Below are 23,143 nucleotides of genomic sequence, written 5' to 3' on the forward strand. Positions count from 1 at the left end.
CCCAACCGATCAGGAAGGCAGGAACCAATGGTCTCTCGTATCTACGTGGAGAAGAAACCCGGGTTCGACGTCGAGGCTCAGCAGCTCAAGGGCGAGCTGACCGAGATTCTCGGCATCAAGGGCATCGAGGCCCTGAGGATCATCAACCGCTACGACGTCGAGGGCATCGACGAGGAGCTTTTCCGCTCCTGCGTGCCAACCGTCTTTAGCGAGCCCCAGGTCGATGTGACCTACGACGAGCTCCCCGCAAGCGATGGCGCCGTCTTTGCCGTCGAATTCCTGCCTGGCCAGTTTGACCAGCGCGCCGACTCCGCCAGCGAGTGCGTGCAGCTCATCAGCCAGGGCGAGTGCCCTGCCGTGCGCTCCGCCAAGGTCTATATGATCTCGGGCGCCCTGGACGAGGCCGCCATCGAGGCCATCAAGCACTACGTGGTGAACCCCGTCGAGGCGCGCATCGCCTCGCTCGACCTGCCCGAAACGCTGTACATGGAGACACCCGAGCCGCAGCCCGTCGAAGTGCTCGACGGTTTCCGCGAGCTCGACGAGGCCGGCCTTGCCGCCTTTATCACCGAGCGCGGCCTTGCCATGGACGAGGCGGACATCGCCTTCTGTCAGCAGTACTTCCGCGATGAGGACCGCGACCCCACCATCACCGAGATCCGCGTGATCGACACCTACTGGTCCGACCACTGCCGCCACACCACCTTCGGCACCGTCCTGGATGACGTGACGATCGATGACGCCGTGGTGCAGCAGGCCTTCGACCGCTACATGGAGATGCGCCACGAGCTCGGTCGCGACGCCAAGCCCGTCTGCCTCATGGACATGGGCACCATCGGCGCCAAGTACCTCAAGAAGACCGGCGTCATGACCGATGTCGACGAATCCGAGGAGATCAACGCCTGCACCGTCAAGGTGAAGGTCGATGTCGATGGCGAGGACCAGGACTGGCTGTTCCTGTTTAAAAACGAGACCCACAATCACCCGACCGAGATCGAGCCCTTCGGCGGTGCCGCCACCTGCGTGGGCGGCGCCATCCGCGACCCGCTCTCGGGCCGCAGCTATGTGTACCAGGCTATGCGCGTCACCGGTGCCGGCGACCCCACCGTCCCGGTTTCCGAGACGCTCGAGGGCAAGCTGCCGCAGCGCAAGCTCGTGACCACTGCTGCCGCCGGCTACTCCAGCTACGGCAACCAGATCGGCCTTGCCACCGGTCAAGTCAACGAACTCTATCACCCCGGTTACGTGGCCAAGCGCATGGAAGTTGGCGCCGTCGTGGGCGCTACCCCGGCAAACCACGTTCGTCGCGAGTGCCCCGCCCCCACCGACAAGATCATCCTGCTGGGCGGCCGCACCGGCCGTGACGGCATCGGTGGCGCCACCGGCTCCTCCAAGACCCAGAACACCGAGTCCATCGAGACCTCGGGTGCCGAGGTCCAGAAGGGCAACGCCCCGGTCGAGCGCAAGCTGCAGCGTCTGTTCCGTCGCGGCGATGCCTGCCGTCTGATCAAGCGCTGCAACGACTTTGGCGCCGGCGGCGTCTCGGTCGCCGTGGGCGAGCTTGCCGACGGCCTGTATGTCGACCTTGATACCGTAACCAAGAAGTACGACGGCCTGGACGGCACCGAACTCGCCATTTCCGAGTCCCAGGAGCGCATGGCCTGCGCCGTCGCCGACGGTGACGTCGAGGAGTTCATGGGCTACGCCGCCGAGGAGAACCTGGAGGCAACCGTCATCGCCGAGGTTACCGCCGAGCCGCGCATGCGCATGGCCTGGAACGGCGTCGCCATCGTCGACCTGTCCCGCGAGTTCCTCAACTCCAACGGTGCGCCCAAGCACCAGGTCGCCCACGTCTGCGCCCGCAGCGTGTGGCAGCCCAGCTGGGCCGGCACCACGCTCGCCGAGCGCATGACCTCGCTTGTCACCGACCTCAACGTCGCCTCCAACAAGGGCCTTTCCGAGCGCTTCGACTCCACCATCGGCGCCGCGACCGTGCTCATGCCCTTTGGCGGCAAGACGCAGCTCACCCCGAGCTCTGCCATGGTCGCCAAGTTCCCCGTGGACGGCGAGACCACCACGGCGAGCGCTATGGCATGGGGCTTCAACCCCTATCTGATGGAGGCCGACCAGTTTGCGGGCGCCTACCTGTCCGTGGTCGAGTCCATCGCCAAGCTCGTTGCCGCCGGCTTTGAGCACAAGCGCGCCTACCTCTCCTTCCAGGAGTACTTCGAGCGTCTGCACACCGAGGCCGAGCGTTGGGGCAAGCCCATGGCAGCCGTCCTGGGCGCCCTTATGGCCCAGGTCGACCTGGGTGCCGGCGCCATCGGCGGTAAGGATTCCATGAGCGGCTCGTTTGAGGACGAAGCCGGCGAGCTCAACGTTCCGCCGACCCTGATCAGCTTCGCTGTCTCCGTAGGCAAGGCGGCCCGCGCCGTCTCCCCCGAGTTCAAGGGTCTCACGCATCGCGTCGTCCGTATCGCCCCCGCCACCTATGGCGAGGACTACCGTCCCGACGCCCAGCAGTTGCTCGCCGCATTTGACGCCGTCGAGGCGCTCACCGCCACCGGCGACGCCCTGGCCGTCTCCACGCCCGGCTACGGCTGCGGCGCCGAGAGCCTCTTTAAGATGTGCGTCGGCAACCAAATCGGTATCGAGCTTGCCGAAGATGTGGACGTGGAGAGCCTCTTCACCCCGCTCTATGGCAGCTTTATCGTCGAGCTCGCCGAGGATGCCGAGCTGCCCGAGGTCGCCGACGGCGTTGTCGTCGAGCCCCTGGGCACCACTGTCGAGGGCTATGTCATCGACACCGGCTCCGAGGTCATTGAGCTCGCCGAGCTCCAGGAGGCCTGGGAGAGCGGCATCGAGGGCGTCTTTGCCTACCGCAGCGCCGGCGAGACCCCCGAGGTCGAGACCATCGACTTCCGTGCCAAGGACATCCATGTGTACAGCGGTGCCAAGATCGCCCGTCCGCGCGTGATTATCCCCGTGTTCCCCGGTAACAACTGCGAGTACGATAGCGCCCGCGCTTTCCGCGCCGCCGGTGCCGAGGCCGACACCTTCGTGATCAACAACCTCACACCCGAGGCCGTCGCCGAGAGCACCCACGAGCTTGCCCGCCGCATCCGTGCAAGCCAGATCGTCATGATCCCCGGCGGCTTCTCGGGCGGTGACGAGCCCGATGGCTCCGCCAAATTCATCACGGCGTTCTTCCGCGCTCCCGAGGTCACCGAGGCAGTCCGTGACCTGCTCAAGGCCCGCGACGGCCTGATGCTGGGCATCTGCAACGGCTTCCAGGCCCTGGTCAAGCTCGGCCTGGTGCCCTACGGCGACATCGTCGACGCCACGCCCGATGCGCCCACGTTGACGTTCAACACCATCGGTCGCCACCAGAGCCGTCTGGTGCGCACCCGTATCTCGTCCAACCTGTCCCCCTGGCTGTCGCAGTGCAGCCTGGACGACCCCTACACCGTCGCCATCAGCCACGGCGAGGGCCGCTTTGTCGCCAACGATGAAGTGCTCGCCCAGCTCATCGCCAACGGCCAGGTCGCCACGCAGTACGTGGGCGAGGACGGCAAGCCCAGCATGGACCTTTCCGTCAACCCCAATGGCTCCGCACTCGCCATCGAGGGCATCACGAGCCCCGACGGCCGCGTCCTGGGCAAGATGGGCCATGCCGAGCGCCGCGGCGACAACCTGTACCGCAACGTGCCCGAGCATGTCCCCGGCGATAAGTTCATGCCGATCTTTGAGAGCGGCGTGGCCTACTTCGCTTAATGCGTCCCATCGGGTACAATCCCCTCGGGTAACAACACCCGCCACCGGCATGCCCGGTGGCGGGTTCTTTTTTGCTTCGCGCATACAGGAAGGACATCATGGAAAGCCGCAAGCCGTATCTCGCCACCTTGCCCGGACTCATCCTGGGCTGCCTCGTCTGCTGCGCGCTCTGGGGGTCGGCTTTCCCCTGCATCAAGATCGGTTACGGGCTCTTTGGCATCCCCGCTCACGATAGCGCCTCACAGCTGCTCTTTGCGGGCTTGCGCTTCACGCTTGCCGGCGCCCTGGTTATCGTTGGGATGAGTGCGGCCCAACGCCGCGCCCTCATTCCGCAGGCACGCGACATCAGGCCCATCTTTGTCTTGTCACTCTTCCAGACTATCGGGCAGTACTTCTTTTTCTACCTTGGACTCTCGCGCGCCAGCGCAATGTCGAGTTCCATCATCGAGGCCAGCGCCAACTTTCTCGCAATCCTCTTTGCCGCCCTGGCATTTCACACCGAGAGGCTCAATACGCCCAAGGTGCTTGGCTGTGTGCTGGGCTTTGCCGGCGTCGCGCTCGTCAACCTTTCGGGCGCGGATGACACCTTTGGCTTTACGCTCGACGGTGAGGGATTTATCTTGGCTTCCACTGTTGCGGGCGCCCTGTCGACCTGCCTCATTGGCATCTTCTCGCGCGAGCATGACGGCGTCTTGCTCGCCGGCTGGCAGTTTTTAGTCGGTGGCGTGGTCCTTACCGCCATCGGGTTTTTGATGGGCGGCACGTTGTCCCCCACCGAAATCGCCCCCGCCATCGCGCTCATCATTTATATGGCACTCATTTCCGCCGTCGCGTACTCGCTGTGGTCCCGCCTGCTCGCCGTCAACCCCGTCAGCCGCGTTTCGGTCTTTGGCTTTATGAACCCGGTCTTTGGCGTGCTGTTGAGCGCACTGTTGCTCGGCGAGGGCGCTGGTACGAGCCCCGTTACCGTACTTGTTGCCCTGCTGTTGGTCTGCGGCGGCATCATCATCGTCAACAAACCCAAAAAAGCCTAGCGAGCTCACCTTTTTAGGGAGGGCGTTCGCACACTTTAGCTTAATGGGGTGCACTGGTTCTCGTAGATTTCGTACCGAGTCGCGGCGGCAGACGCCCGTCTTGCCGCAACGCGCCTGGCCATTATGGCCAGAGGCCCCCGCAAACGCAAAAGGGGCGCACGACCATCACAACGGTCGTGCGCCCCTTTTTTCTAGCGTATCTGGACGCCGGCTTTCTTTTTCTCGGCCTTGACGCGGTAGAGCTCTGCGTCGGCAGTGCGAAGCAAGTCTTGTCAGGTATCGACGCCATCACCAACACGTGCGTAGCCGATGGACATCCGCAACAGATACGGAACCTCAGCGCGCGCGAGCTCGTCGTTGATTGTCGTGCACAGATGCATGATATCCTGCTCCGCCGTCGCCTTTTGAAGCACCACGAACTCATCGCCGCCATAACGTGCGATAAAGCCACTAGACGCCGAGCAGACTTCTTTGAGCGCAGCGGAGATGACCTGAAGCGCATGGTCGCCCTCAACATGTCCATAGCGATCGTTAATCTGCTTAAAGCCGTCAGCGTCCATCATAAGCAGATACACATCTTCGGCCTGATCAACATTTGAGAAGAGCGACAGCATATAGGTCTCAAAACGGTTGCGATTGTTGAGGCCAGTCAACGGGTCGGTCGAGATGAGCTGCTCCTGGTAGATGATATAGAGCAGCAACATGCTAATCATTATGCCGACACAAAGGCCGGGCACCGAGTATACGACCTGAAAGGTACCGCCCACCAGGGCCGGAATGGCGAAAAATGCCAAGGTTCGATAGATGGCCTTCGTCTGCAGACTCTCGACCCTGCGAGATTGCACAAACGCATGCAGGGACGTATGAATGACGTAACAGTAGCTGACGATGGGCTGGATCATATAGGCAAAGCCGCGACGATACACACCCTGCGAATCGATATAGAACAGGGCGTGCGTCCAGTAACTGGTAAACGCCAGCACGACCACCAGAGCCGTAGGCAACGCTACAAGCACCACCCTATAGCGCGAGGTCAAAAGGCGAGAACCCTGCACCGTCTCGGAATAGATAAACCAAATGAGACACACGACGGCAAAGAGCGAAAACGAAACCGCGTTAGAAATCCAGTTGGCAGCAATGCCCAACGTGCCGTCCACACCGTCCGAAAGCGTCCAGATCATATCGAATAATATGTACGCGGCAGAGGTGTAGCCAAGCATGCTAAACAATAGCTGCTGGGTGCTCGAGAACAAGGAGCGACGACTTCGCACGGCAAGCCCGATAAGAACAATCATGCATAGCACGAATATCTCAATCATGAGTGCCTTAACCACTAACCGCCATCCCCTCAATATCCAAGTGGTCTGAATCGGCCAATTCGAATCTGGGCAACAAACACCCCTACCCGCAGGGGTAAGGGGAATAATAGCAGAGCGCCCGAACGTCACTGCAAGACAGCTCTCGTTCGGGCGCTCAAACGGCGCGAGTTGCACGCCGGAATCAATTATCGGTAACGGACGTTACTCACCGTCGATATCGGTTGCGACAGCCTCCTCGATGGCCTCGACGCCAGCAGGCGACAGGTCTTCCTTACCCTGACAGAACTTCTTGTCGACCCAGCCGGTCAGAATCGGAGCCATGATCGCCGTGATGATAACGGCGGTGGCGATCTGGGCGTACGCAGTGGGCGCAAGTTCGGCGTAGCGCGGTGCGACTTCGGCGAGAGCAACCGGTGTGGTCATGGCCGTGCCAGCAATAGTAGAGCAAGCCACGGCTGCCTTGCCATTGCCGCCGCACAGGCGCTCGAACGCAAAGGTGATAGGGCCGACGACAAACAGCGTGAAAAGGCCCAGCAAGATGCCGGAAATACCGCCGGTGATAAAGCTCGACAGGCTCATGGACGCACCAAGCTGAAATCCGATGACGGCGATCGCGGGATTGGCGCCGGGAACCAGCAGGTTCTTGATGAACGGGAAGAGGTTGCCCAGAACCATGCCGATAACGAGCGGCAAAATGGAGCCGATGATGGTACCGACAGGGATGTTGGCGAGACCCGAAACGCCCAGGATGATCATGGTGACGGCGGGGCCAGCCGTAAAGAAAAGGATACCCACGGCGCCCTGCTCGGATTCGTCGCCGAATTCGCCCATGATACCCGTGTAGAGCGCCATGTTGCAAAACGTAATGCCGCCGATGATGGAAACCGAGCTCAGGCCCAAAAGGTTGTCGTTAAAGAAATACGCAACGCCCAGACCCAGCGCGGCTGCCACCACAAGCTTAGGAATCAGCACGACGATGCCGGTCTTGATGGCACCCGGCGTGGACTTAAAGCTGATGCCGGCGCCCACAAACAGCAGGATCGCGGCGACGATGGTGTTGGAACCGCCGCGGCAGGCAGCGGTAAAGAAGCCGCCGATCTCGAAGACCTGTGGGCAGAAGGTATTGAGCAAAAGGCCGACGATCATCGGGTAGATCATGATGTCACCCGGAATGCGCGGTACTTTGAATTTCTTTTGCTCGTTGGCGTTCGCTTCCTGTGCCATGAAACCCCCATTTCCGCTGACGCGGAACAAAAGCCCACGTCATACTTTGCTACAGTAAAGTTTGACCATGGTACCAGAAGAAGCAGACCGCCTCGGTGAGAAATTGGATTCGTTGGCCGGGATGATAACGCGTCCTGCTCTTATACGAGGCTCAAAACGATATAGAGCACGATGCCCGAGACACAGCACCATAGCATCGACTTTGTCTTGATTGCCACCGCCACGACGCCGGCAGCCGCGATCCAGGGAATCAAGCCCTGCCACAAGCCGGCGTCAAAAGCGCCAGGGCTTATCAAATCGTTAGCAACCAGCGCCGCGAAGGCGGCGGGCGGAATATAACCCAAGGCCTCGGTAACGCGGGGCGACAGCGTTCTCCCGCGCAAGGCGAACGCCGGGGCAATGCGGAAAAATGCGATGGCCGCCCACGACGACAGCCACAGGACCAAAAACTCATTCACGGGCATCGCGAGCACCCCTTCCTTCGGCGAGAGCATCGCACGCAAGCGCCGCGACAACGCCGACGAGCACGCTTGCCGGCACGGCGATATTCGTCCACCCCAAGAACTTGCATATGGCGACGGACACCGCAGCCAAACTGGCAGCTACGACATTGCCGCGCGACAACCTCTGCGAAAAGAGCAGGCAGATAAAGAGCGATGTGCAGACAAAACCCGCAATAGCGGTGGGAACATCGACAACGGCGCCGACGATGGCGCCCATCGTACACGAAACGCCCCATGTTGCGATGAGGATCACGTTGAGCACAAAGGACTCGAGCGGACCCCAATCCTCCCCTTTAACCAACTTGGCAAGCGAAATGCCGTATGCCTCCTCGGTAAGTGTCGCGACAACAGCCAGCGTCTGACGCTTCGAAGCACCCCTCAAATGCGGTGCGATCGATGCCGAATAAAGCGCAAAGCGCGAGGAGATTGCGGCGACGCTCGCGACGATCGATGCTGCAGGCACACCTGCCAGCCACAGATTGCAGATCATAAACTGCCCGCTGCCCGTCACGAACGTGCTGCTCAGGGCAAAAACCATCCAGGGTTCCATTCCCGTCTGCGCCATAATCATTCCGCACGGCGCGGCTATCGCAACATAGGTAAGCATCACCGGCCAGACGGTTTTAACGATTTTGAGCACCATAGCATTCCTCGTCCCGACAAGATTTCCGAGCCGCATTCAACGACGCGGCAGAATCATCGCCCGATGGTAACCGAGTTCACCTACAATTGCCCCCGGATCGAAAGACACAGAAAGACACAACTTTTTAGGAAGTCATTATGACAGCTATCGATCGAACGCGGGCTGCCGCGGCCTTCAAGACCTACACCGATGCCTACGATGCCGCCAATCCGCGTATCGCGCTCAAAATCGAGCATACGTACCACGTTGCCGAGGCATGCGATGCCGTGGCACGCGAACAGGGCTGGTCACCGCAGGACATTGACCTGGCGTGGCTTTGTGGGCTGTTGCACGATATGGGCCGCTTTGAGCAGCTGCGACGCTGGGATACGTTTAATGATGCCGAAAGCGTGAGCCATGCGGCGTTGGGCGTCGAGGTCCTCTTTGGCGAAACACCTGCAGATGCGCCCGCGGCGACAAGTATCCGCGACTTTATCGACGATCCGGTAGAAGACGAACTCATTCGAGCGAGCATTGCCTATCACAGCGATTTCCGTCTGCCCGCGCAGCTCGACGAGCGCACGCGGCGCTTCTGCGATATTGTGCGCGATGGCGACAAGATCGACATCATGCGCACCATCGCCGACAGTACCGTCGACACCATCCTCAAAGTGAATGAGGACGCGTTTCTTGCCAGCCGCTTCTCGGTACCAACGCTGGCCGCCTTTGACGAGCACCGCTGCGTCACGCGCGATGAGCGCGATGAGCCCGCGGACTATTTGGTGGGGCTTATCTGCTTTATGTTTGAGCTCGTCTATCCGGCAAGCCGCGCGCTGGCGCGCGAGCAGGGCGATATCTACCGCCTGCTCGACGAACCCTTTGGCATTGTGCGCCCCTTTACCGATCCCGCCACGCAAGCGACCTGGGAACGCCTAAAGAAAGAGATGCGAGCCTGGCTGGCCGGCGCCTAGCGCTCGAGCTGGGCCAGAAGCTCTTCGACGACTTCGACGGCATCGCCGACAACTTTGTACTGTGCAGCGCCGAAGATGGGGGCATCTGGGTCCTCGTTGACGGCGATGATGCACTCCGCGCCGCCGATGCCGGCTAGGTGCTGGATAGCACCCGAAACGCCAATGCTCACGAGGAGCTTAGGCGAAACCGACACGCCGGTCTGGCCGATCTGGTGGCGGTACTCCAGCCAACCCGCCTCCACGACGGGACGCGTGCAACCAAGCTCGGCACCCAGCGCATCGGCGAGTTTTCGCATCAAGGGTAGGTTTTTCTTGGAGCCAATACCGCGACCCACAACAACTAGACGCTCGGCATCGGCAATCGAAGCCTGCTGGCCCCATTCCTCGGCGGGAATCGAAATCTCGACACGAGCCTTGGCGTCTTCCGCAAGAAATACCTGGGCAATCGTTCCGGAGCGGCTATAGTCAAAGTCGGGCGCCTTAAAGATGCCGGGACGCACCGTTGCCATCTGAGGGCGGTGGTTGGGGCAAATGATGGTGGCCATCAAGTTGCCGCCAAACGCCGGACGCGTCTGTTGCAGCAGGCCCGTCTCCGTATCCATCGAAAGCACGGTGCAGTCGGCCGTAAGGCCCGTCCGCAGGCGCACGGCAACGCCAGGCGCCAGCTCGCGGCCAAAAGCGGTCGCACCGTACAGAATGGCTTCGGGCTTGCGCTCGGCTACCAAATCGCAGATGAGGCGAGCATAGACTTCCGCGTCGTTCTGACGCAGGCGCTCGTCACGACAGATCAGAACTTCGTCCGCGCCGACGCAAACCAGATGCTCCAGGTCCCCGAGCGAGCCCTCGGGGCCCATGCCGACCAGCGCCACCAGGCGACAGCCGCGTGCATCGGCAAGCTCGCGGCCCTTGCCCATGAGCTCGAAGGCCACGGATGCCACGGCATCGCACTCGTCAGTTTGCACGAAGACCCAAATGTCTCGATATGCGTCAAGGTCTACCGCACCGGTGGTCTCATCGCGCTCGATTGAGATGGCGTTGACGGGGCAGGCGTCGACGCACCCGCCGCACAGGATGCAGCCGTCGGTTACGTGGGCACAGCGATTGGGGCGCTCGCCCTCCACCACAATACCGCCCGAGGCGCAGGCGCGAACGCAGCGACCGCAGCCAATACAGGCTTCGCTATCGATAATCAGTCCGCTCATCTATGCCATCTCCTCGATAATTTTGGCGAGTATTGCCGCCTGCTCGGACGCCGTGCCCTCAACAGCCTCACACGTTTGATCGCGATCGGGCACAAACGAGCGCACGACCTGCGTCGGCGAACCGGCAAGACCGCAACGCGAGGGGTCGGCGTTCACATCGGCAGCACCGACCACGCGCACGTCCGCTTCCTCGGCCGCGCGAATACCGGCAATACTCGGCATACGCAGCTGGCCAATCTCCTTGGCAGTCGTCATCACGCACGGCATCTCCAGATAGACCGTCTCCTCGCCGGCGTCACAGCCGTGGACAAGCGCCAGCGAGCCGCACGTCGTAAAGCCCGCGCTCTGCACACAGCTCACATCGGTTACGCAGGGAATCTCGAAGGCGCCGGCCAGCTCGGGGCCAATCTGGGCAGTATCGCCATCCACCGCCATCTTGCCGCAGATGAGCAGGTCGAAGTCCTCATCGAGCGCCTCGATGCCGCATTTGAGAGCATAGGTGGTCGCCAACGTGTCCGCGCCCGCAAAAGCACGGTCGGTCAGCAGCAGCGCGTCATCGGCGCCGCGGGCAATGCAGTCGCGCAGCAGCGATTCGGTTGCAGGGATGCCCATCGACACCACCGTCACGCGTACATCCATGCCAAAACCGATAAAGTCGTCCTTGAGCGCCAGCGCGCATTCGAGGGCACTTGCATCGAAGGGATTAATGACCGCCTGCCTGCCATCACGCACGATGGTATTGGTTTTGGGGTCCATCTTGACCTCAGTGCTTCCCGGCACCGCCTTGACGCACACCACCATATGGAATTCGCTCATCTTCACGCGCCCCCTTTCTGGACGAGTTCATCCAAGAGCTTCTCCGAAAACAGGTTGCCGCGGCCGAGCTGCCCGGCAGGGTCGAGCTGCAGCTTGAGTCGAGCCGATTCGACCATGGCCTCGTGGCCGTACATCGTCTCCAAAAATCCTGCTTTGATCTTGCCGACGCCATGCTCGGCAGAGACGGCGCCGCCCATAGCCGTTACCTCCGCAGCCCACCGGGCAAACAGCTCGCCACCGGCGCGATAGTCCTGCGCATCGCGCGGCAGGATATTCACATGCAGATGGTTGTTGCCGATATGTCCCCAGGCGGCAGACTCAAGCCCGCTTTCGGCCAACGTGCGGCGATAGAGGGCAACGACATCGGCCAGGCGCGTGTTGGGCACCGACATATCCGACCCCAGCTTGGTAATGGTGGGGTCGGTGCGGCGACGCTCGTCGATGAGCATGTTGACACTCTCGGGGACGGCGTGGCGGAAGAACCGCTGGCATTCGCGATCGACCTCGGTGCGCGCAACCCAAGTCGCGTCGTCGCGGCCGCCCGCAAGCTCCAAAACCCATCCCAAGTGGTACAGCTCCTCGGTCGCCTGCGCCTCGTCGTCGCAGTCGAGCTCCACATAGACACAGACCTTTGCCTCGTCGTCGAGTGCCGGCAGCGAGGCAAACGCGGTCGACTGCTCGCGCTGGCGGCGAAGAATATCCAAGGCGCCGGCATCGAAATACTCGATAGCGGCGGCATGAGACAGCACGGGGCGCACGGAATCGGTAAAAGACACCGCCTTGTCCTCGCTGTCGAAGAAGCAGCTCACGCCCCATACGACCGAAGGTGCCGCCTGCAGGGCGATCTCGAGCTCGGTAATGACGCCGAGTGTGCCGCACGCACCGATAAAAAGATCGATGGCGTCCATGTCGTCCGAAACGAAATAGCCCGACGCGTTTTTGGTCTTGGGCATGGTATAGCCGGGAAGATCAAGCTCGAGCGCGCGACCCCCTGCCGTCACGAGCGACAAGCGGCGTGCGTCAGCGTGCGCCCGACCTCGATGAAGCTCGAGCAGGTCGCCATCCGCCAGTGCCACGTGAAGCCCCGTAACGTGCGGGCGCATGGGACCATAGGCGTAGCTGCGGGCACCGGAGGCATTGCACGCCGCCATACCGCCCAAGCAGGCAGATGCCTCGGTGGGATCGGTGGGAAAGAACTGCTCGGGAGCTGCCTGGAACTCCTCGTAGGCCTCAAGCGATGCCTGATCCCAGCCAGCGGTCGGCAATGCCTTCTTACCCAGCTGCTTGCGTAACTCCGAAAGCACGACGCCCGGCTCCACGCGCAGCAGAAAACGGCCTTGCTCGTCGCGGCGAAGACCCAGGTAGCGATTCATACGAGAAGTGTTGAGGATATGCCCGCCGTGGGGCACGGCACCGGCAGCCAGACCGGTCCGAGCACCCTGGACCGTTATCGGAACATGCTCGGCATGGAGCTTTCGCAGAATGGCGCGGACTTCGTCCTCCTTTGTCGGAAACGAGATGCTCGACGCCTCGCCCGATGTGCGAGATTCATCGCGACCATATTCTTCGAACTCGTCGCTGAAGGGTTTGATGGCTGCAGACACGCGAACTCCCCCTTTAGTTAACTACAGTGTTTGCAGGGAGATGTTACCGCATCGTTTCGTCGACGTAACCGAGACCGTCTCCATAATTGGCGAATTTTACGTTTGTGCAATTCGGCGAACGGCGACGTTTTCTCGGCAGACGCTCTATTTAACGCGCCCCTCCCATCGCAGCCACGCGCACAATTGGCGCTTGAAAAAACTTGAGATTTTTTTAGCGTCTCTCACCTGCGACGATGTAAACCCGTCAAGCATTTGGTCAGAAATTGGTCAAGCTGTGGCTGATACGGTCGGCATCGACAGCCAAAACCAATAGAAGGTTTGGCCCAAAAGCAGGGAGGTTCCCATGGCATATTACTGGCCCCAGTACGGCATCGCCATCGAAGTTGACGATGACCCATATCTTCTGCCCTTCGACGAGGAGGCGTTTCCCGATGCGGCCGTCTATCACGTCACCACCGACGTGATCTGCGATCCCGAATCGTTTTCGGCACTCGCCCACCATATCGCCCACATCCACGACATCAAACTCGACCCAAACTTCGACGAGCTCATCTACTCGCGACGCCTCATGCTCCACATGCTCTTTGGCGCCGATCCGTCCACGTTCGTGCGCGTCTATACCACTAAGGATGCCGCATGAACGCACGGAAGCGGTCAAGCCCCCTGGGGTCAAAACATCGAAAAAGGCTCGGCGCCGTCTGTTTGGCCATCGCCTGCGCCCTTATCGCCGTCGGCCTTTACGCCTGGCAGTCAAAGCCTATCGCCGAGACGGGTGCCTCGGTCACAGCGGCAGAGGGTAAGTCGCGCCAAGAAATCCAGGACGAGCTCGATGCCATCGTCCGCGACAACATGATGACGATCTCGGTCGCACCGGTCGCCCAGCTACAAAAAGGCGGCAAACTGCGCGTCAACGTACAAAACGTCCAGGATAACAAGTTTCCCCAGCGTTTCCGCGTGATCCAAAACGACGAGACCGTCTATGAATCGGGCGTGGTCGAGACCGGCAAGACCGTTGAGACCTGCCCTGCAGGCGACATCAAAGAAGGTGAGGCGTATATCGAGATTCAAGCGCTCGACGCCAAGACCTACGACGCCCATGGAAATCCCACGCGCATCAAGGTGCGGGTTGCGCAGGCCGAAGACTAGATCTGCCGCCTGTTATGAAAATGCGCACCCGTGCCGTTTTCGTCTAACCCTCACGGAAACGTTCCGTGACGAATAGAAAGGAACGATTATGGACATCACCAGGAACTTGAGCGGGACCAGGGCGCTCGTCGTGGGCGCAGGGCTGGCGCTCGCACTCGCAATGGGTGCCGCGCCGACCACCGCTCTGGCGGAGGGACGTGTTGGAACCACCGACGTGACCATCAGAACCGAAATCGACAACATCGCGTTTAAGACTCCGACCGTCATCCCATTTGTCGCCAAGGCCGATGGCACGCTTCAGGGCCCTTCCGAGAATACAACCACCATCGACAATCTTTCGGCCTATGGCATCCACGTTACCAACATGAAGATCGGCGCCAAGAACTCCTGGAGCATCGTCGCCGACGCCAAGACGGGAACCGCCCAGAACTCCATCGATTTTAAGGTCGGCCCCGACAAGGCACTCCAAGACGCTCATGCCGCGACGCAGGAAGCGGGCCTCGACCTTTCCAAAAATGCATCCTTCGACATGGGCTACCAGGGCATTGCCGATGGTACGGACAAGATTAAGCTTAAGACGAACGGCACTGTCGCCCGCGTCACGCGAGACATCTTCCATGTGACCGGCACGGGCGACCAGGTCGCAACCATTACGTGGACGGTCGAGCCCGGTGCGCACACGGCCTAAGGCGATGGTCCTTGCCGTAATCATCGGCGTTGTAACGTTTGCCCCGATCGCCGCCTTTGCCCAACAAGAGCAGGCGCAAGCTGCCACACAGGTGACTGTCGATCTATCGGAGCTCGAACGCAGCGGCCAACATGAACCCCTAGCGCAAACGGGCGACACGCGACAGCTCCTGGCAGCAGGAATCGCCGCGGCAGGTGCAAGCGCCATCGGCCTTGGCCTGCACATCAAACGCAGCCAGTAGCCACACAAATCGAGACCGTCCAGAACAGGTAAGGAGAGCCCATGGCATCAAAGAACCTTTTGCCCGTTGCCGCGCTCTGCAGCGCGCTTGCCACCGGCATGCCCGTCGCCGCTCTAGCGACACCCGCCGTAGACGCCCCCTTACCTGCCGTCAACTGTCTCGTCACAAACCAGATGAGCACCATCGCGCGCCAACGCCTCTCGCTTGCGCAGGCAAGCATTTCGACCTCGGGGTGCCTCCGTCGCCGCGCAAATAGCTCGATAGTCGTGGATACCGAGCGCTCGCGCAAAGCAGACGGCCCCCTAACGGGATGCGCTATCTGCACATGGCGCGCGGTTGCAACTGATGCCGATGGCGATTCCTGTGACGTGGAGCTGCGCCTCGACATCACCCTGTCCGATGACTCGGCAGACGGGGCAACGGTCGCCTTCGACAGCACATTTTTCGAAGACGGAGGAGGTGTATGCCTGGGCTGCGTCCCCTCGAGCGCCGATGGCACGCAGCCCGCCATCTCATTCACCGCATCGCTGAAAATGACCAAGGCGGGCACCGACGCCACGGCGAATGGCGAGATCACCCTGATGTTCTACGCGAGCGACACAGAAAGCCAGGAGATTCGGGGCAAACAGCGGACCGGATCGCTCAGCCTGACGCGAGGGGCAAATCCCGGTCCTGTCGATATCAGCACTCAGACGCAAGATGTGCATCACGTCCTTGCCGATCCGGCACTCCTTGAGATGGAATGGAGCGGAGCGGGAGCGGTCGGACTCGCCCCCTCGACAGCTGACATCGCAAGCGACTCCAGCGAGAGCAGCGGTGAAATGGCGCCTGGGGACAATGGAACACCAGGCGACATAACACCGCCATCGAGCGGTCCTTCAGCCACTTTCAGCGAGCCAAGCGAAACAACCGCCGCAGTGGGCGGCACGCAAGCCGGCGAAAACTTGGGGTATCCCATGCCGGCGGACATCGACGAGGGCAATTGTTGCATGATGGTCGCGCTCGACCGCACGGAAACCGTCGACGCCGCGAGCATTGAGGTCGTCGCCGCCGATAAACCCGTCCGCAAAGCAGCCATTATCGCATTCCCTAAAACCGTCGAAGTTGTTTTTCTGCCATCGGGCGAGGTCGTAGCCCCCACCCTGCTCACCTTGCTTGGGGCAAAGGGCACGGCCAACCAAATCGACAACCTCACGGTCATCGACCCTGCGACCACCGCAAAACTGCACCTGTATGCCGTAACCTCGGACGGGGGCAAAACCGAGGAATTCGACGGTGAGAACCTCCTGAATAACCGGATACTCCATAAAATGGAAGACGTCTCGTATCAAATTGAGCTCGAAGGATTTGACCGAGCTCGAGATGCCGATATCATCGCCGCGGCCATTGAGTCCCCGCAGCGACTCATGACGCTGCGTTTCGATTACAGCCCCTATGTCGTGATGGGAGGCTGAGGCTTAGGCACCAAATGCCGTCATTAACACCACTTATATAACGTATAGGATGAGTCATGACGCACCCTGCAGCCCGTTCTGCTACGATTGCCAGGTTGGCATCAATATGGGAGGGCTCATGCCGGGTTTGGGAACGATCATCAACGTCGCGCTTTTGATTGCGGGCGGACTGCTGGGCCTTATAGGCGGACGTTTTATCACGCCCCGCATCCAAGACACACTCATGAAGGCGTCGGGGCTGTGCGTTCTGTTTATCGGATTGGGCGGCACCATGCAAAAGATGCTCGTCATTGACGGGAAAACGCTGGCGACCACCGGCGCTGCCATGCTCATCGTCTCGTTTGCCCTTGGCTCGCTCATCGGCGAGGCCATAAACCTGGAAGCCGGCATCGAAAACCTGGGCGAATGGCTCAAGCGCAAAACCGGCAGCGAGGGAGACAACGAGTTCACCAATGCCTTTGTCTCGACATCGTTGACCGTCTATATCGGTGCCATGGCTATCGTGGGATCAATCCAAGACGGTCTGCTCGGCGACTGGTCCACGCTCGCCCTCAAGGGAGCGCTGGACTGCATCATCGTCTGCACCATGACGGCCTCACTCGGCCGCGGCTGCATCTTCTCCGCCCTTCCCGTTGCCGTATTCCAGGGAACGATTACGCTGTTTGCCGGCGCGCTCTCCCCCATCATGACCGCCGCCGCCCTCGACAGCCTATCGCTCGTGGGCTCTATACTCATCTTCTGCGTCGGAGTCAACCTCATCCGTCCTCAGACCTTCCGCACGGCCAATATGCTCCCCTCCGTTGTCATAGCCGTCATCTATGCCCTCCTGTTCTAAATCTATCTACGTAGCGGTATCTCGAACACCTGTTTGATGCTGTGCTATGATATGAGGTCACCGAAGCTGCGTTAGGAGAGGAGAGACGGTGGCCGACCAGGACATCAAGATGCTCATCGAGCGCATTATGGCCGAGGCCCGGACCCATCAGTCTGCTCGCTTCTCAAACGAAGTCTATGCTGACGAGCCGATTCTCAAAACTGGTCGTCAGATGCAGAACTTCCTCCCCGACCAGTACCGCAAGATGCGCGAGATATCGCGCTGGCAGGATGACCCCAAAGGCGGCGCGGGTCGCTGGCTTTCGGAAGCCGAGCTTTTCTACCGCCAAGGCCTGCTGATGGCCGACTTTGAGGACGACTGCCCCTACAACGGTACGTTCAAGTCGTACTTTCCCACCTATAACGCCATGAGCGATCGGCAGTTGCGTGGCTATTTTACCTGGCGTGCCCAAGTGCGCCGCGGAACCGTCGAGGAAACGTCTACGTCCTTTGCCTTCCTGTATCTCTATGAGCTGATCTGTGGCATTGGCGTAGATGACCCACTCGATGGTTTTAACAAAATCAAGGCCTTTTGGGATGCCTACCGCGCCTTCGAGCCCGGCATCGACCGGTTTGCACGCGTGTGGCTGCAGGACTACGCCGTGTTCCACGGACTCGACCCCAAGCTGCTTCGCGACTCTAAAACCGTCATGTTCGACAACGCCCTCATCGAGCTGCGCCGCGCGGCTCGAGACCTTGCACCTACACCGACGCCGTCGGCCCAAGTCCCCAAGCGTCGCAAAACCTCCGAGCCCACGCTCCCCCTTCCGCCCGACGAGGCAGGCGAGGAGCGACTCATGACCGCTATAAACGCCCTCTCCACGTACAACCTGAATAACTCACGGCTCGACCGTTCCCACCATCGCGACCTGCGCCACGTGGCATGCGCCGTGTATGTCCGTATGGCGCGCTACTATGACACGCACCGAAAGACCGGCATCGTAGCGAGCTTGTTTGGGGAGGAGACGGCCATGCCCTACACCATGTTTGCCTCGGCCGTGTTCTTTGCGCCCGAGCGCCACGAGGACTGCGAATATCGCCTGGACCCCATTCACATCTACCGCTGCCAAAATGGCTTTTGGGAATGCATGCGCATCCACGGCAGCAGACAAAAAAGCAGCAAGCTCGGTGAGATGATGCGCGCCTGCGACCAACGCCTGCGCCTGGCCCTAGACCCCACCCATCCCCTGAAGGAGGAGAAGGTCCCCAAATATCTGGCCAAGATCATCGATGACGAGATCGTAGCATGGCTTTCGTGGGACGCCGCGCACCAGCCCGTCAAGATCGATATCGATTTGAGTCAGCTGGGGCACATTCGGAGCGCCGCCGCGCAAACGCGTGAAGCGCTTTTGATTGATGAGGAGCGCGAGGATGATGTGCTCGCAGAGGTCGATACGGCGGGTTCCGAGCAGCCGAAAGCCGAGCCCGCAGCAGACGCGTTTGTCGAGCTGGTCGCGGCACCCATTCGGCAGGACGAGGCCGACGAGCCGACCATATCCACCGAACAGTTTGGTGTCGTGGCGCCGCTGCTCGCACCGACGCCAGCGGTCGTATCGACTGCACCCGCTGGCACCGCAACCGCACTCGATCCCGCCGCAGACGCCTATCTTCGAGCACTACTCGAGCAAAACGCAGCGCAGACGGCATCGGCAGTGGAGAGGTCGGGGCAGAGCGAGGACATGCTCGTCGATACCATCAACGAGGCGCTCTTTGACCTGGTGGGTGACACCGTAATTGAATTTGACGCAGCGGCACCGCACATTATCGAGGACTACGAAGCAGACGTGAGAGGATACCTAGACCATGAGTGATAACGCATCCGCAGCACCCCGCGTGCCCAAGCGCGTCGCTGCCGTCATTCTCAACTCGCTCAAGGGCGGCGTGGTCCCGCGCATCGGCCTTCCCTATATCACCGTAGGACGCGAGGTCGAGATCCGCGCCCTGCTCACCGACCTGAGTCTCATCGCCGGCGGCGGCGCAAGCTTCCGCTTTCTGGTCGGTCGTTACGGCGCCGGCAAGAGCTTTTTGCTCCAGACCATCCGCACGCACGCCATGGGCGAGGGATTCGTCGTGGCCGATGCCGACCTATCCCCTGAGCGCCGCCTGCAGGGCGGCCAGGGACAGGGCCTTGCCACCTACCGTGAGCTCATCCGCAACATATCGACTAAAACGCGCCCCGAGGGCGGTGCGCTCAACCTTATCCTGGATCGCTGGGTCGCCTCGTGTGCCGATGCCGATGAGTCTGCCGTCAATGCCCAACTGGCCCCGCTCGAGGAAATGGTCCACGGCTTCGACTTCGCCCGCATGCTCCGCCGCTACCGCGCGGCAGTATCCGAGGGCGACGAAGAAGCCATGAGCCGCGTGACCAAATGGATTCGCGGCGAGTACCGCACCAAGAGTGAGGCACGCGCCGAGCTGGGCTCCTCGGCCATCATCAGTGATGACGACTGGTACGACTACGTTAAGCTCATTGCGCGCTTTTTGGTCTGCAGCGGCTACAAGGGCATGCTGGTGCTCATCGACGAGCTCGTGAATCTGTATAAGATTCCCAACGCCATCACACGCCAATACAACTACGAGAAGATCCTGACCATGTACAACGACACGCTCCAGGGCAAGGCGCAGTACCTGGGCATGATCATGGGCGGCACGCCAACCTCCATCGAAGACCGCCGCCGCGGCGTGTTCTCCTACGAGGCCCTGCGCAGCCGACTCGCTCAGGGCCGCTTTGCGCGCGAGGACCTTAAGGACATGCTCGCGCCCATCATCCGCCTGCAGCCACTCACCTATGAGGAACTGCTGGTGCTCATCGAAAAACTCATGCAGATCCATGCCGGCTACTTTGGCTGGACGCCCACGCTTACCGAGAACGACTTGGTGGACTTTCTCAAGATTGAGTTTGGCCGCGTGGGAGCCGATACGCACTTAACGCCGCGTGAGGTCATCCGTGACTTTATCGAGCTGCTCGATATCCTGTGTCAGAACCCCGATGCAAATGTGGCGGAGCTGCTGCAAAGCGTCGGCGGCGACGCGCTGGCGCCGGCAGCCGCAACAGGCGACACCGGCGCTGCAGACGGTGACCGCAACTTCGCCGAATTCACCATCTAACCTGCCAAAAAGGGACAGGTTTATTTTGGCAGGTTTTATCTGGGCAAACGTTGAAGCAGCAATGCAGCAAGCCGTTGCCAGCCGCGTTGAGAGATTCGTTTTTGAGAGGAGGCCCCGTGAACGCCTTTGACAGATATGCTCCGTTTATCCAAGACTTCATCTACTCCCACGATTGGGAGAGTCTGCGCTCTATCCAGGTTGCAGCGGCAGACGCCATCTTTAACACGCAAGATAATGTGCTCCTGACGGCATCCACGGCTTCCGGCAAAACCGAGGCAGCCTTCTTTCCCATCCTGACCGAGTTTTGGGAGAACCCGCCCGCAAGCGTGGGCGCCCTCTACATCGGCCCCCTCAAGGCGCTCATCAATGATCAGTTCGTCCGTCTCAACGACCTCTGCGAAGAGGCCGATATCCCTGTCTGGCACTGGCACGGCGATGTCTCTCAGTCGCACAAGGCTAAGCTCATCAAAAAACCGAGCGGCATCTTACAGATTACGCCCGAGTCACTCGAAGCGCTCTTAATCCATAAGCACATGGCGATCCCGCGCATGTTTTGCGACCTGCGCTACGTGGTCATCGACGAGGTCCATTCGCTCATGCGCGGCGACCGTGGCGGGCAGACGCTCTGCCTTATCGAGCGGCTCTCGCGCATGGCCGGCGTGCAGCCTCGACGCATTGGCCTTTCGGCCACCATCGGCGACCCCGAGCGCACGGGCGCTTTTCTCTCACAGGGAACGGGGCGCGACTGTGTTATCCCCCGCTTTGAAGAACCGCGCCGCGTGTGGCGCATCTCCATGGAGCACTTCTACAACTCGGGTCCCCAGGCACAGCAGCGGGGATTCGAGAGCACGGGTCCTCAAGAGGCCGAAGTGCTTGCGTGCGAGCGTATCGAGGCGGCGGCATCCGCGGCACTGCCCGCCGGCGCCCAAGACATGCGTCACAGCGGACAGCTCACACAAGAGGAGCGCCGTCAACGTCGTGAGCGGGCACGGGGCAAGGCCGCTCCCAAGGACCGCCAAACTTCCTCGGCCCCCGAGGGCGAAGTCGACATCCCACGAGCGACCGAGCAGGCGCTTCTCAACCCCACCGACACGGCGCCCGACAACGCCGACCCCGGTATGGGCTATATCTTTGAACATACGCGCGGCCGTAAGTGCCTGGTCTTTGCCAACTCGCGCGAGGAGGCAGAGGCCGTGTGCTCCATGCTGCGCAGCTACTGCGAAAGTCGACACGAGCCCGACCGTTTTCTCATCCACCATGGCAATCTTTCGGCATCGCTACGCGAGACGGCCGAAGAACTCATGCGCGATGAGGAGCAGGCACAAACGACCGTCACCACCTCTACGCTGGAGCTCGGTATCGATATCGGCCGTCTGGAGCGTGCGTTTCAGATCGATGCGCCATTTACCGTCAGTTCCTTTTTGCAGCGAATGGGCCGCACGGGACGCCGCGACCTTCCGCCCGAGATGTGGTTTGTCATGCGCGAGGAAGAGCCCGAGCCACGCACGATGATGCCCGAGACCATTCCGTGGAAGCTCCTGCAGGGCATCGCGCTCGTACAACTCTATCGCGAGGAAAAGTGGGTCGAGCCGCCCGAGCTCGATCGACTCCCCTACAGCCTGCTCTACCACCAGACCATGTCGACGCTTGCCAGCACCGGCGAGCTCACGCCGGCAGAGCTTGCCCAGCGCGTGCTCACACTCAGCTATTTCCATCGCATCTCGGCCGATGACTATCGCGTACTGCTGCGTCACCTCATTAAGATCGACCATATCCAAGTCACCGAGGGCGGCGGACTCATCGTGGGTCTCGCGGGCGAGCGCATCATTAACAACTTTAAGTTCTACGCCGTATTCCAGGAAAACGAAGAGTTCACCGTTCGCAGCGAATCGGCCGAGCTGGGCACGATCGTCAATCCGCCACCGCCCGGTGAGCGCATCGCCATCGCCGGACACTGCTGGATTGTCGAGGAAGTGGACTGGAAGCGCCACACCGTCTTTGCCACGCAGGTCAAGGGCCGGGTGCCGGCCTACTTTGGCGACTGCCCCGGCGACATCAATACACACGTACTCGAGCGCATGCGCAAGGCGCTCAACGAGCACGCAGTATATCCGTACCTTATGGGTAACGCACGGGCACGCCTTGCACAGGCTCGTCATACCGCCGAGATTTCGGGTGCGGGAACTAAACCGCTCATTAACCTGGGCGGCGACACCTGGGTGCTCTTTCCCTGGCTAGGCAGCTACGCCTTTTTGGCGCTCGAGCGCATGCTCAAGATTAAATGTGCCGCGGAGCTGGGCCTTCGCGGACTCGACCCATCACGCCCGTACTTTATGCAGTTTAAGATGAAGGCCGACGAGGAGACGTTCTTTGAGGTGCTCGCCGCCGAGGCCGAGAAGGACTTTGATCCCATCGAGCTCGTCTATCCTGGCGAGGTGCCTTACTTTGACCGCTACGACGAGTTTGTTCCCGAAGAGCTCGTGCGCAAGGGCTTTGCCGAAGGCGTGCTCGACACCGAAGGCATGAAGCAGCGCGTTCTCGGCTGGCGCGACCACACATAAAAC

At 60.9% G+C, this 23,143-nt stretch carries 19 protein-coding genes; 12 read left to right on the forward strand and 7 right to left on the reverse strand.

Annotated elements, in window-relative coordinates; genetic code table 11:
* The first annotated feature begins 27 nt into the window (after positions 1–27).
* Both AB5767_RS05290 and AB5767_RS05295 read left to right on the forward strand, forming a co-directional pair.
* Entirely contained in the window at positions 28–3,774 is a 3,747-nt protein-coding gene (locus tag AB5767_RS05290) for a phosphoribosylformylglycinamidine synthase (RefSeq protein ID WP_368131985.1), read from the forward strand.
* Positions 3,775–3,872: 98 nt separating this feature from the next.
* Complete coding sequence (locus tag AB5767_RS05295) at positions 3,873–4,808, forward strand: DMT family transporter (RefSeq protein ID WP_368131984.1); 936 nt, start codon at positions 3,873–3,875, stop codon at positions 4,806–4,808.
* Positions 4,809–5,080: 272 nt separating this feature from the next.
* On the opposite strand, the gene AB5767_RS05300 is transcribed toward AB5767_RS05295, so the two are convergent.
* The 4 genes from AB5767_RS05300 to AB5767_RS05315 all read right to left on the reverse strand — a co-directional run bounded on the left by AB5767_RS05300 (position 5,081) and on the right by AB5767_RS05315 (position 8,497).
* On the reverse strand, positions 5,081–6,127 hold the full coding sequence (locus AB5767_RS05300) for a GGDEF domain-containing protein (RefSeq protein WP_368131983.1): 1,047 nt from the start codon (positions 6,125–6,127) through the stop codon (positions 5,081–5,083).
* Between the two features lie 201 nt (positions 6,128–6,328).
* A complete protein-coding gene (locus AB5767_RS05305; RefSeq protein ID WP_368132841.1) occupies positions 6,329–7,351 on the reverse strand; it encodes a 2-keto-3-deoxygluconate permease in 1,023 nt (340 codons plus the stop codon).
* A 140-nt stretch (positions 7,352–7,491) separates the two neighbouring features.
* Positions 7,492–7,815 carry an AzlD domain-containing protein gene (locus AB5767_RS05310; protein WP_225093339.1) on the reverse strand — a complete coding sequence of 108 codons (324 nt, stop codon included), beginning with the start codon at positions 7,813–7,815 and terminating at the stop codon, positions 7,492–7,494.
* A complete protein-coding gene (locus tag AB5767_RS05315) occupies positions 7,802–8,497 on the reverse strand; it encodes an AzlC family ABC transporter permease (protein WP_368131981.1) in 696 nt (231 codons plus the stop codon). Before AB5767_RS05315 ends, AB5767_RS05310 begins: the two co-directional genes overlap by 14 nt.
* Positions 8,498–8,634: 137 nt before the next feature.
* Here AB5767_RS05315 and AB5767_RS05320 point away from each other — a divergent pair, with 137 nt between their 5' ends.
* A complete protein-coding gene (locus tag AB5767_RS05320) occupies positions 8,635–9,447 on the forward strand; it encodes an HD domain-containing protein (protein ID WP_368131980.1) in 813 nt (270 codons plus the stop codon).
* On the opposite strand, the gene AB5767_RS05325 is transcribed toward AB5767_RS05320, so the two are convergent.
* The 3 genes from AB5767_RS05325 to AB5767_RS05335 are packed head-to-tail and all read right to left on the reverse strand — an operon-like array spanning position 9,444 to position 13,069.
* The gene (locus tag AB5767_RS05325; RefSeq protein WP_368131979.1) at positions 9,444–10,649 is read right to left on the reverse strand and encodes an FAD-binding protein; all 1,206 of its coding nucleotides are present in this window, start codon (positions 10,647–10,649) and stop codon (positions 9,444–9,446) included. The two genes, AB5767_RS05320 and AB5767_RS05325, sit on opposite strands and share 4 nt — an antisense overlap.
* Entirely contained in the window at positions 10,650–11,465 is an 816-nt protein-coding gene (locus tag AB5767_RS05330; protein ID WP_368131978.1) for an electron transfer flavoprotein subunit beta/FixA family protein, read from the reverse strand.
* Positions 11,466–11,467: 2 nt separating this feature from the next.
* A complete protein-coding gene (locus AB5767_RS05335) occupies positions 11,468–13,069 on the reverse strand; it encodes an FAD-binding oxidoreductase (RefSeq protein WP_368131977.1) in 1,602 nt (533 codons plus the stop codon).
* A 343-nt stretch (positions 13,070–13,412) separates the two neighbouring features.
* On the opposite strand from AB5767_RS05335, the gene AB5767_RS05340 reads away from it, so the two are divergent.
* From AB5767_RS05340 to AB5767_RS05380, 9 genes are all read left to right on the forward strand, one after another.
* Positions 13,413–13,709, forward strand: a complete 297-nt coding sequence (locus AB5767_RS05340) for a hypothetical protein (RefSeq protein WP_368131976.1) — start codon at positions 13,413–13,415, stop codon at positions 13,707–13,709.
* The gene (locus AB5767_RS05345; protein WP_368131975.1) at positions 13,706–14,215 is read left to right on the forward strand and encodes a hypothetical protein; all 510 of its coding nucleotides are present in this window, start codon (positions 13,706–13,708) and stop codon (positions 14,213–14,215) included. Before AB5767_RS05340 ends, AB5767_RS05345 begins: the two co-directional genes overlap by 4 nt.
* Before the next feature lie 88 nt (positions 14,216–14,303).
* Entirely contained in the window at positions 14,304–14,903 is a 600-nt protein-coding gene (locus AB5767_RS05350; protein ID WP_368131974.1) for a hypothetical protein, read from the forward strand.
* A 4-nt stretch (positions 14,904–14,907) separates the two neighbouring features.
* Positions 14,908–15,144, forward strand: a complete 237-nt coding sequence (locus AB5767_RS05355; RefSeq protein WP_368131973.1) for a hypothetical protein — start codon at positions 14,908–14,910, stop codon at positions 15,142–15,144.
* 41 nt (positions 15,145–15,185) lie between these two features.
* The gene (locus AB5767_RS05360; RefSeq protein ID WP_368131972.1) at positions 15,186–16,598 is read left to right on the forward strand and encodes a hypothetical protein; all 1,413 of its coding nucleotides are present in this window, start codon (positions 15,186–15,188) and stop codon (positions 16,596–16,598) included.
* Between the two features lie 118 nt (positions 16,599–16,716).
* Complete coding sequence (locus AB5767_RS05365; RefSeq protein ID WP_368131971.1) at positions 16,717–17,433, forward strand: DUF554 domain-containing protein; 717 nt, start codon at positions 16,717–16,719, stop codon at positions 17,431–17,433.
* An 88-nt stretch (positions 17,434–17,521) separates the two neighbouring features.
* Positions 17,522–19,282, forward strand: coding sequence for a TerB N-terminal domain-containing protein (locus tag AB5767_RS05370; protein ID WP_368131970.1), 1,761 nt, complete (start codon positions 17,522–17,524; stop codon positions 19,280–19,282).
* A complete protein-coding gene (locus tag AB5767_RS05375) occupies positions 19,275–20,579 on the forward strand; it encodes an ATP-binding protein (RefSeq protein WP_368132844.1) in 1,305 nt (434 codons plus the stop codon). Before AB5767_RS05370 ends, AB5767_RS05375 begins: the two co-directional genes overlap by 8 nt.
* 116 nt (positions 20,580–20,695) lie before the next feature.
* Positions 20,696–23,140 (forward strand): DEAD/DEAH box helicase, encoded by a 2,445-nt coding sequence (locus AB5767_RS05380; protein ID WP_368132303.1) that lies wholly within the window; start codon positions 20,696–20,698, stop codon positions 23,138–23,140.
* Positions 23,141–23,143 lie beyond the last annotated feature (3 nt).

The sequence above is a fragment of the Collinsella aerofaciens genome, assembly GCF_040926265.1.
GTDB classification, from domain to species: Bacteria; Actinomycetota; Coriobacteriia; order Coriobacteriales; family Coriobacteriaceae; genus Collinsella; species Collinsella aerofaciens_BB.

What these genes read in the sequence shown, in the direction of transcription:
- AB5767_RS05290 (WP_368131985.1), top strand. Translation starts at nt 28, where the DNA reads ATGGTCTCTCGTATCTACGTGGAGAAGAAACCCGGGTTCGACGTCGAG.
- AB5767_RS05295 (WP_368131984.1), top strand. Translation starts at nt 3,873, where the DNA reads ATGGAAAGCCGCAAGCCGTATCTCGCCACCTTGCCCGGACTCATCCTG.
- AB5767_RS05300 (WP_368131983.1), bottom strand. Translation starts at nt 6,127, where the DNA reads ATGATTGAGATATTCGTGCTATGCATGATTGTTCTTATCGGGCTTGCC.
- AB5767_RS05305 (WP_368132841.1), bottom strand. Translation starts at nt 7,351, where the DNA reads ATGGCACAGGAAGCGAACGCCAACGAGCAAAAGAAATTCAAAGTACCG.
- AB5767_RS05310 (WP_225093339.1), bottom strand. Translation starts at nt 7,815, where the DNA reads ATGCCCGTGAATGAGTTTTTGGTCCTGTGGCTGTCGTCGTGGGCGGCC.
- AB5767_RS05315 (WP_368131981.1), bottom strand. Translation starts at nt 8,497, where the DNA reads ATGGTGCTCAAAATCGTTAAAACCGTCTGGCCGGTGATGCTTACCTAT.
- AB5767_RS05320 (WP_368131980.1), top strand. Translation starts at nt 8,635, where the DNA reads ATGACAGCTATCGATCGAACGCGGGCTGCCGCGGCCTTCAAGACCTAC.
- AB5767_RS05325 (WP_368131979.1), bottom strand. Translation starts at nt 10,649, where the DNA reads ATGAGCGGACTGATTATCGATAGCGAAGCCTGTATTGGCTGCGGTCGC.
- AB5767_RS05330 (WP_368131978.1), bottom strand. Translation starts at nt 11,465, where the DNA reads ATGAGCGAATTCCATATGGTGGTGTGCGTCAAGGCGGTGCCGGGAAGC.
- AB5767_RS05340 (WP_368131976.1), top strand. Translation starts at nt 13,413, where the DNA reads ATGGCATATTACTGGCCCCAGTACGGCATCGCCATCGAAGTTGACGAT.
- AB5767_RS05345 (WP_368131975.1), top strand. Translation starts at nt 13,706, where the DNA reads ATGAACGCACGGAAGCGGTCAAGCCCCCTGGGGTCAAAACATCGAAAA.
- AB5767_RS05350 (WP_368131974.1), top strand. Translation starts at nt 14,304, where the DNA reads ATGGACATCACCAGGAACTTGAGCGGGACCAGGGCGCTCGTCGTGGGC.
- AB5767_RS05355 (WP_368131973.1), top strand. Translation starts at nt 14,908, where the DNA reads ATGGTCCTTGCCGTAATCATCGGCGTTGTAACGTTTGCCCCGATCGCC.
- AB5767_RS05360 (WP_368131972.1), top strand. Translation starts at nt 15,186, where the DNA reads ATGGCATCAAAGAACCTTTTGCCCGTTGCCGCGCTCTGCAGCGCGCTT.
- AB5767_RS05365 (WP_368131971.1), top strand. Translation starts at nt 16,717, where the DNA reads ATGCCGGGTTTGGGAACGATCATCAACGTCGCGCTTTTGATTGCGGGC.
- AB5767_RS05375 (WP_368132844.1), top strand. Translation starts at nt 19,275, where the DNA reads ATGAGTGATAACGCATCCGCAGCACCCCGCGTGCCCAAGCGCGTCGCT.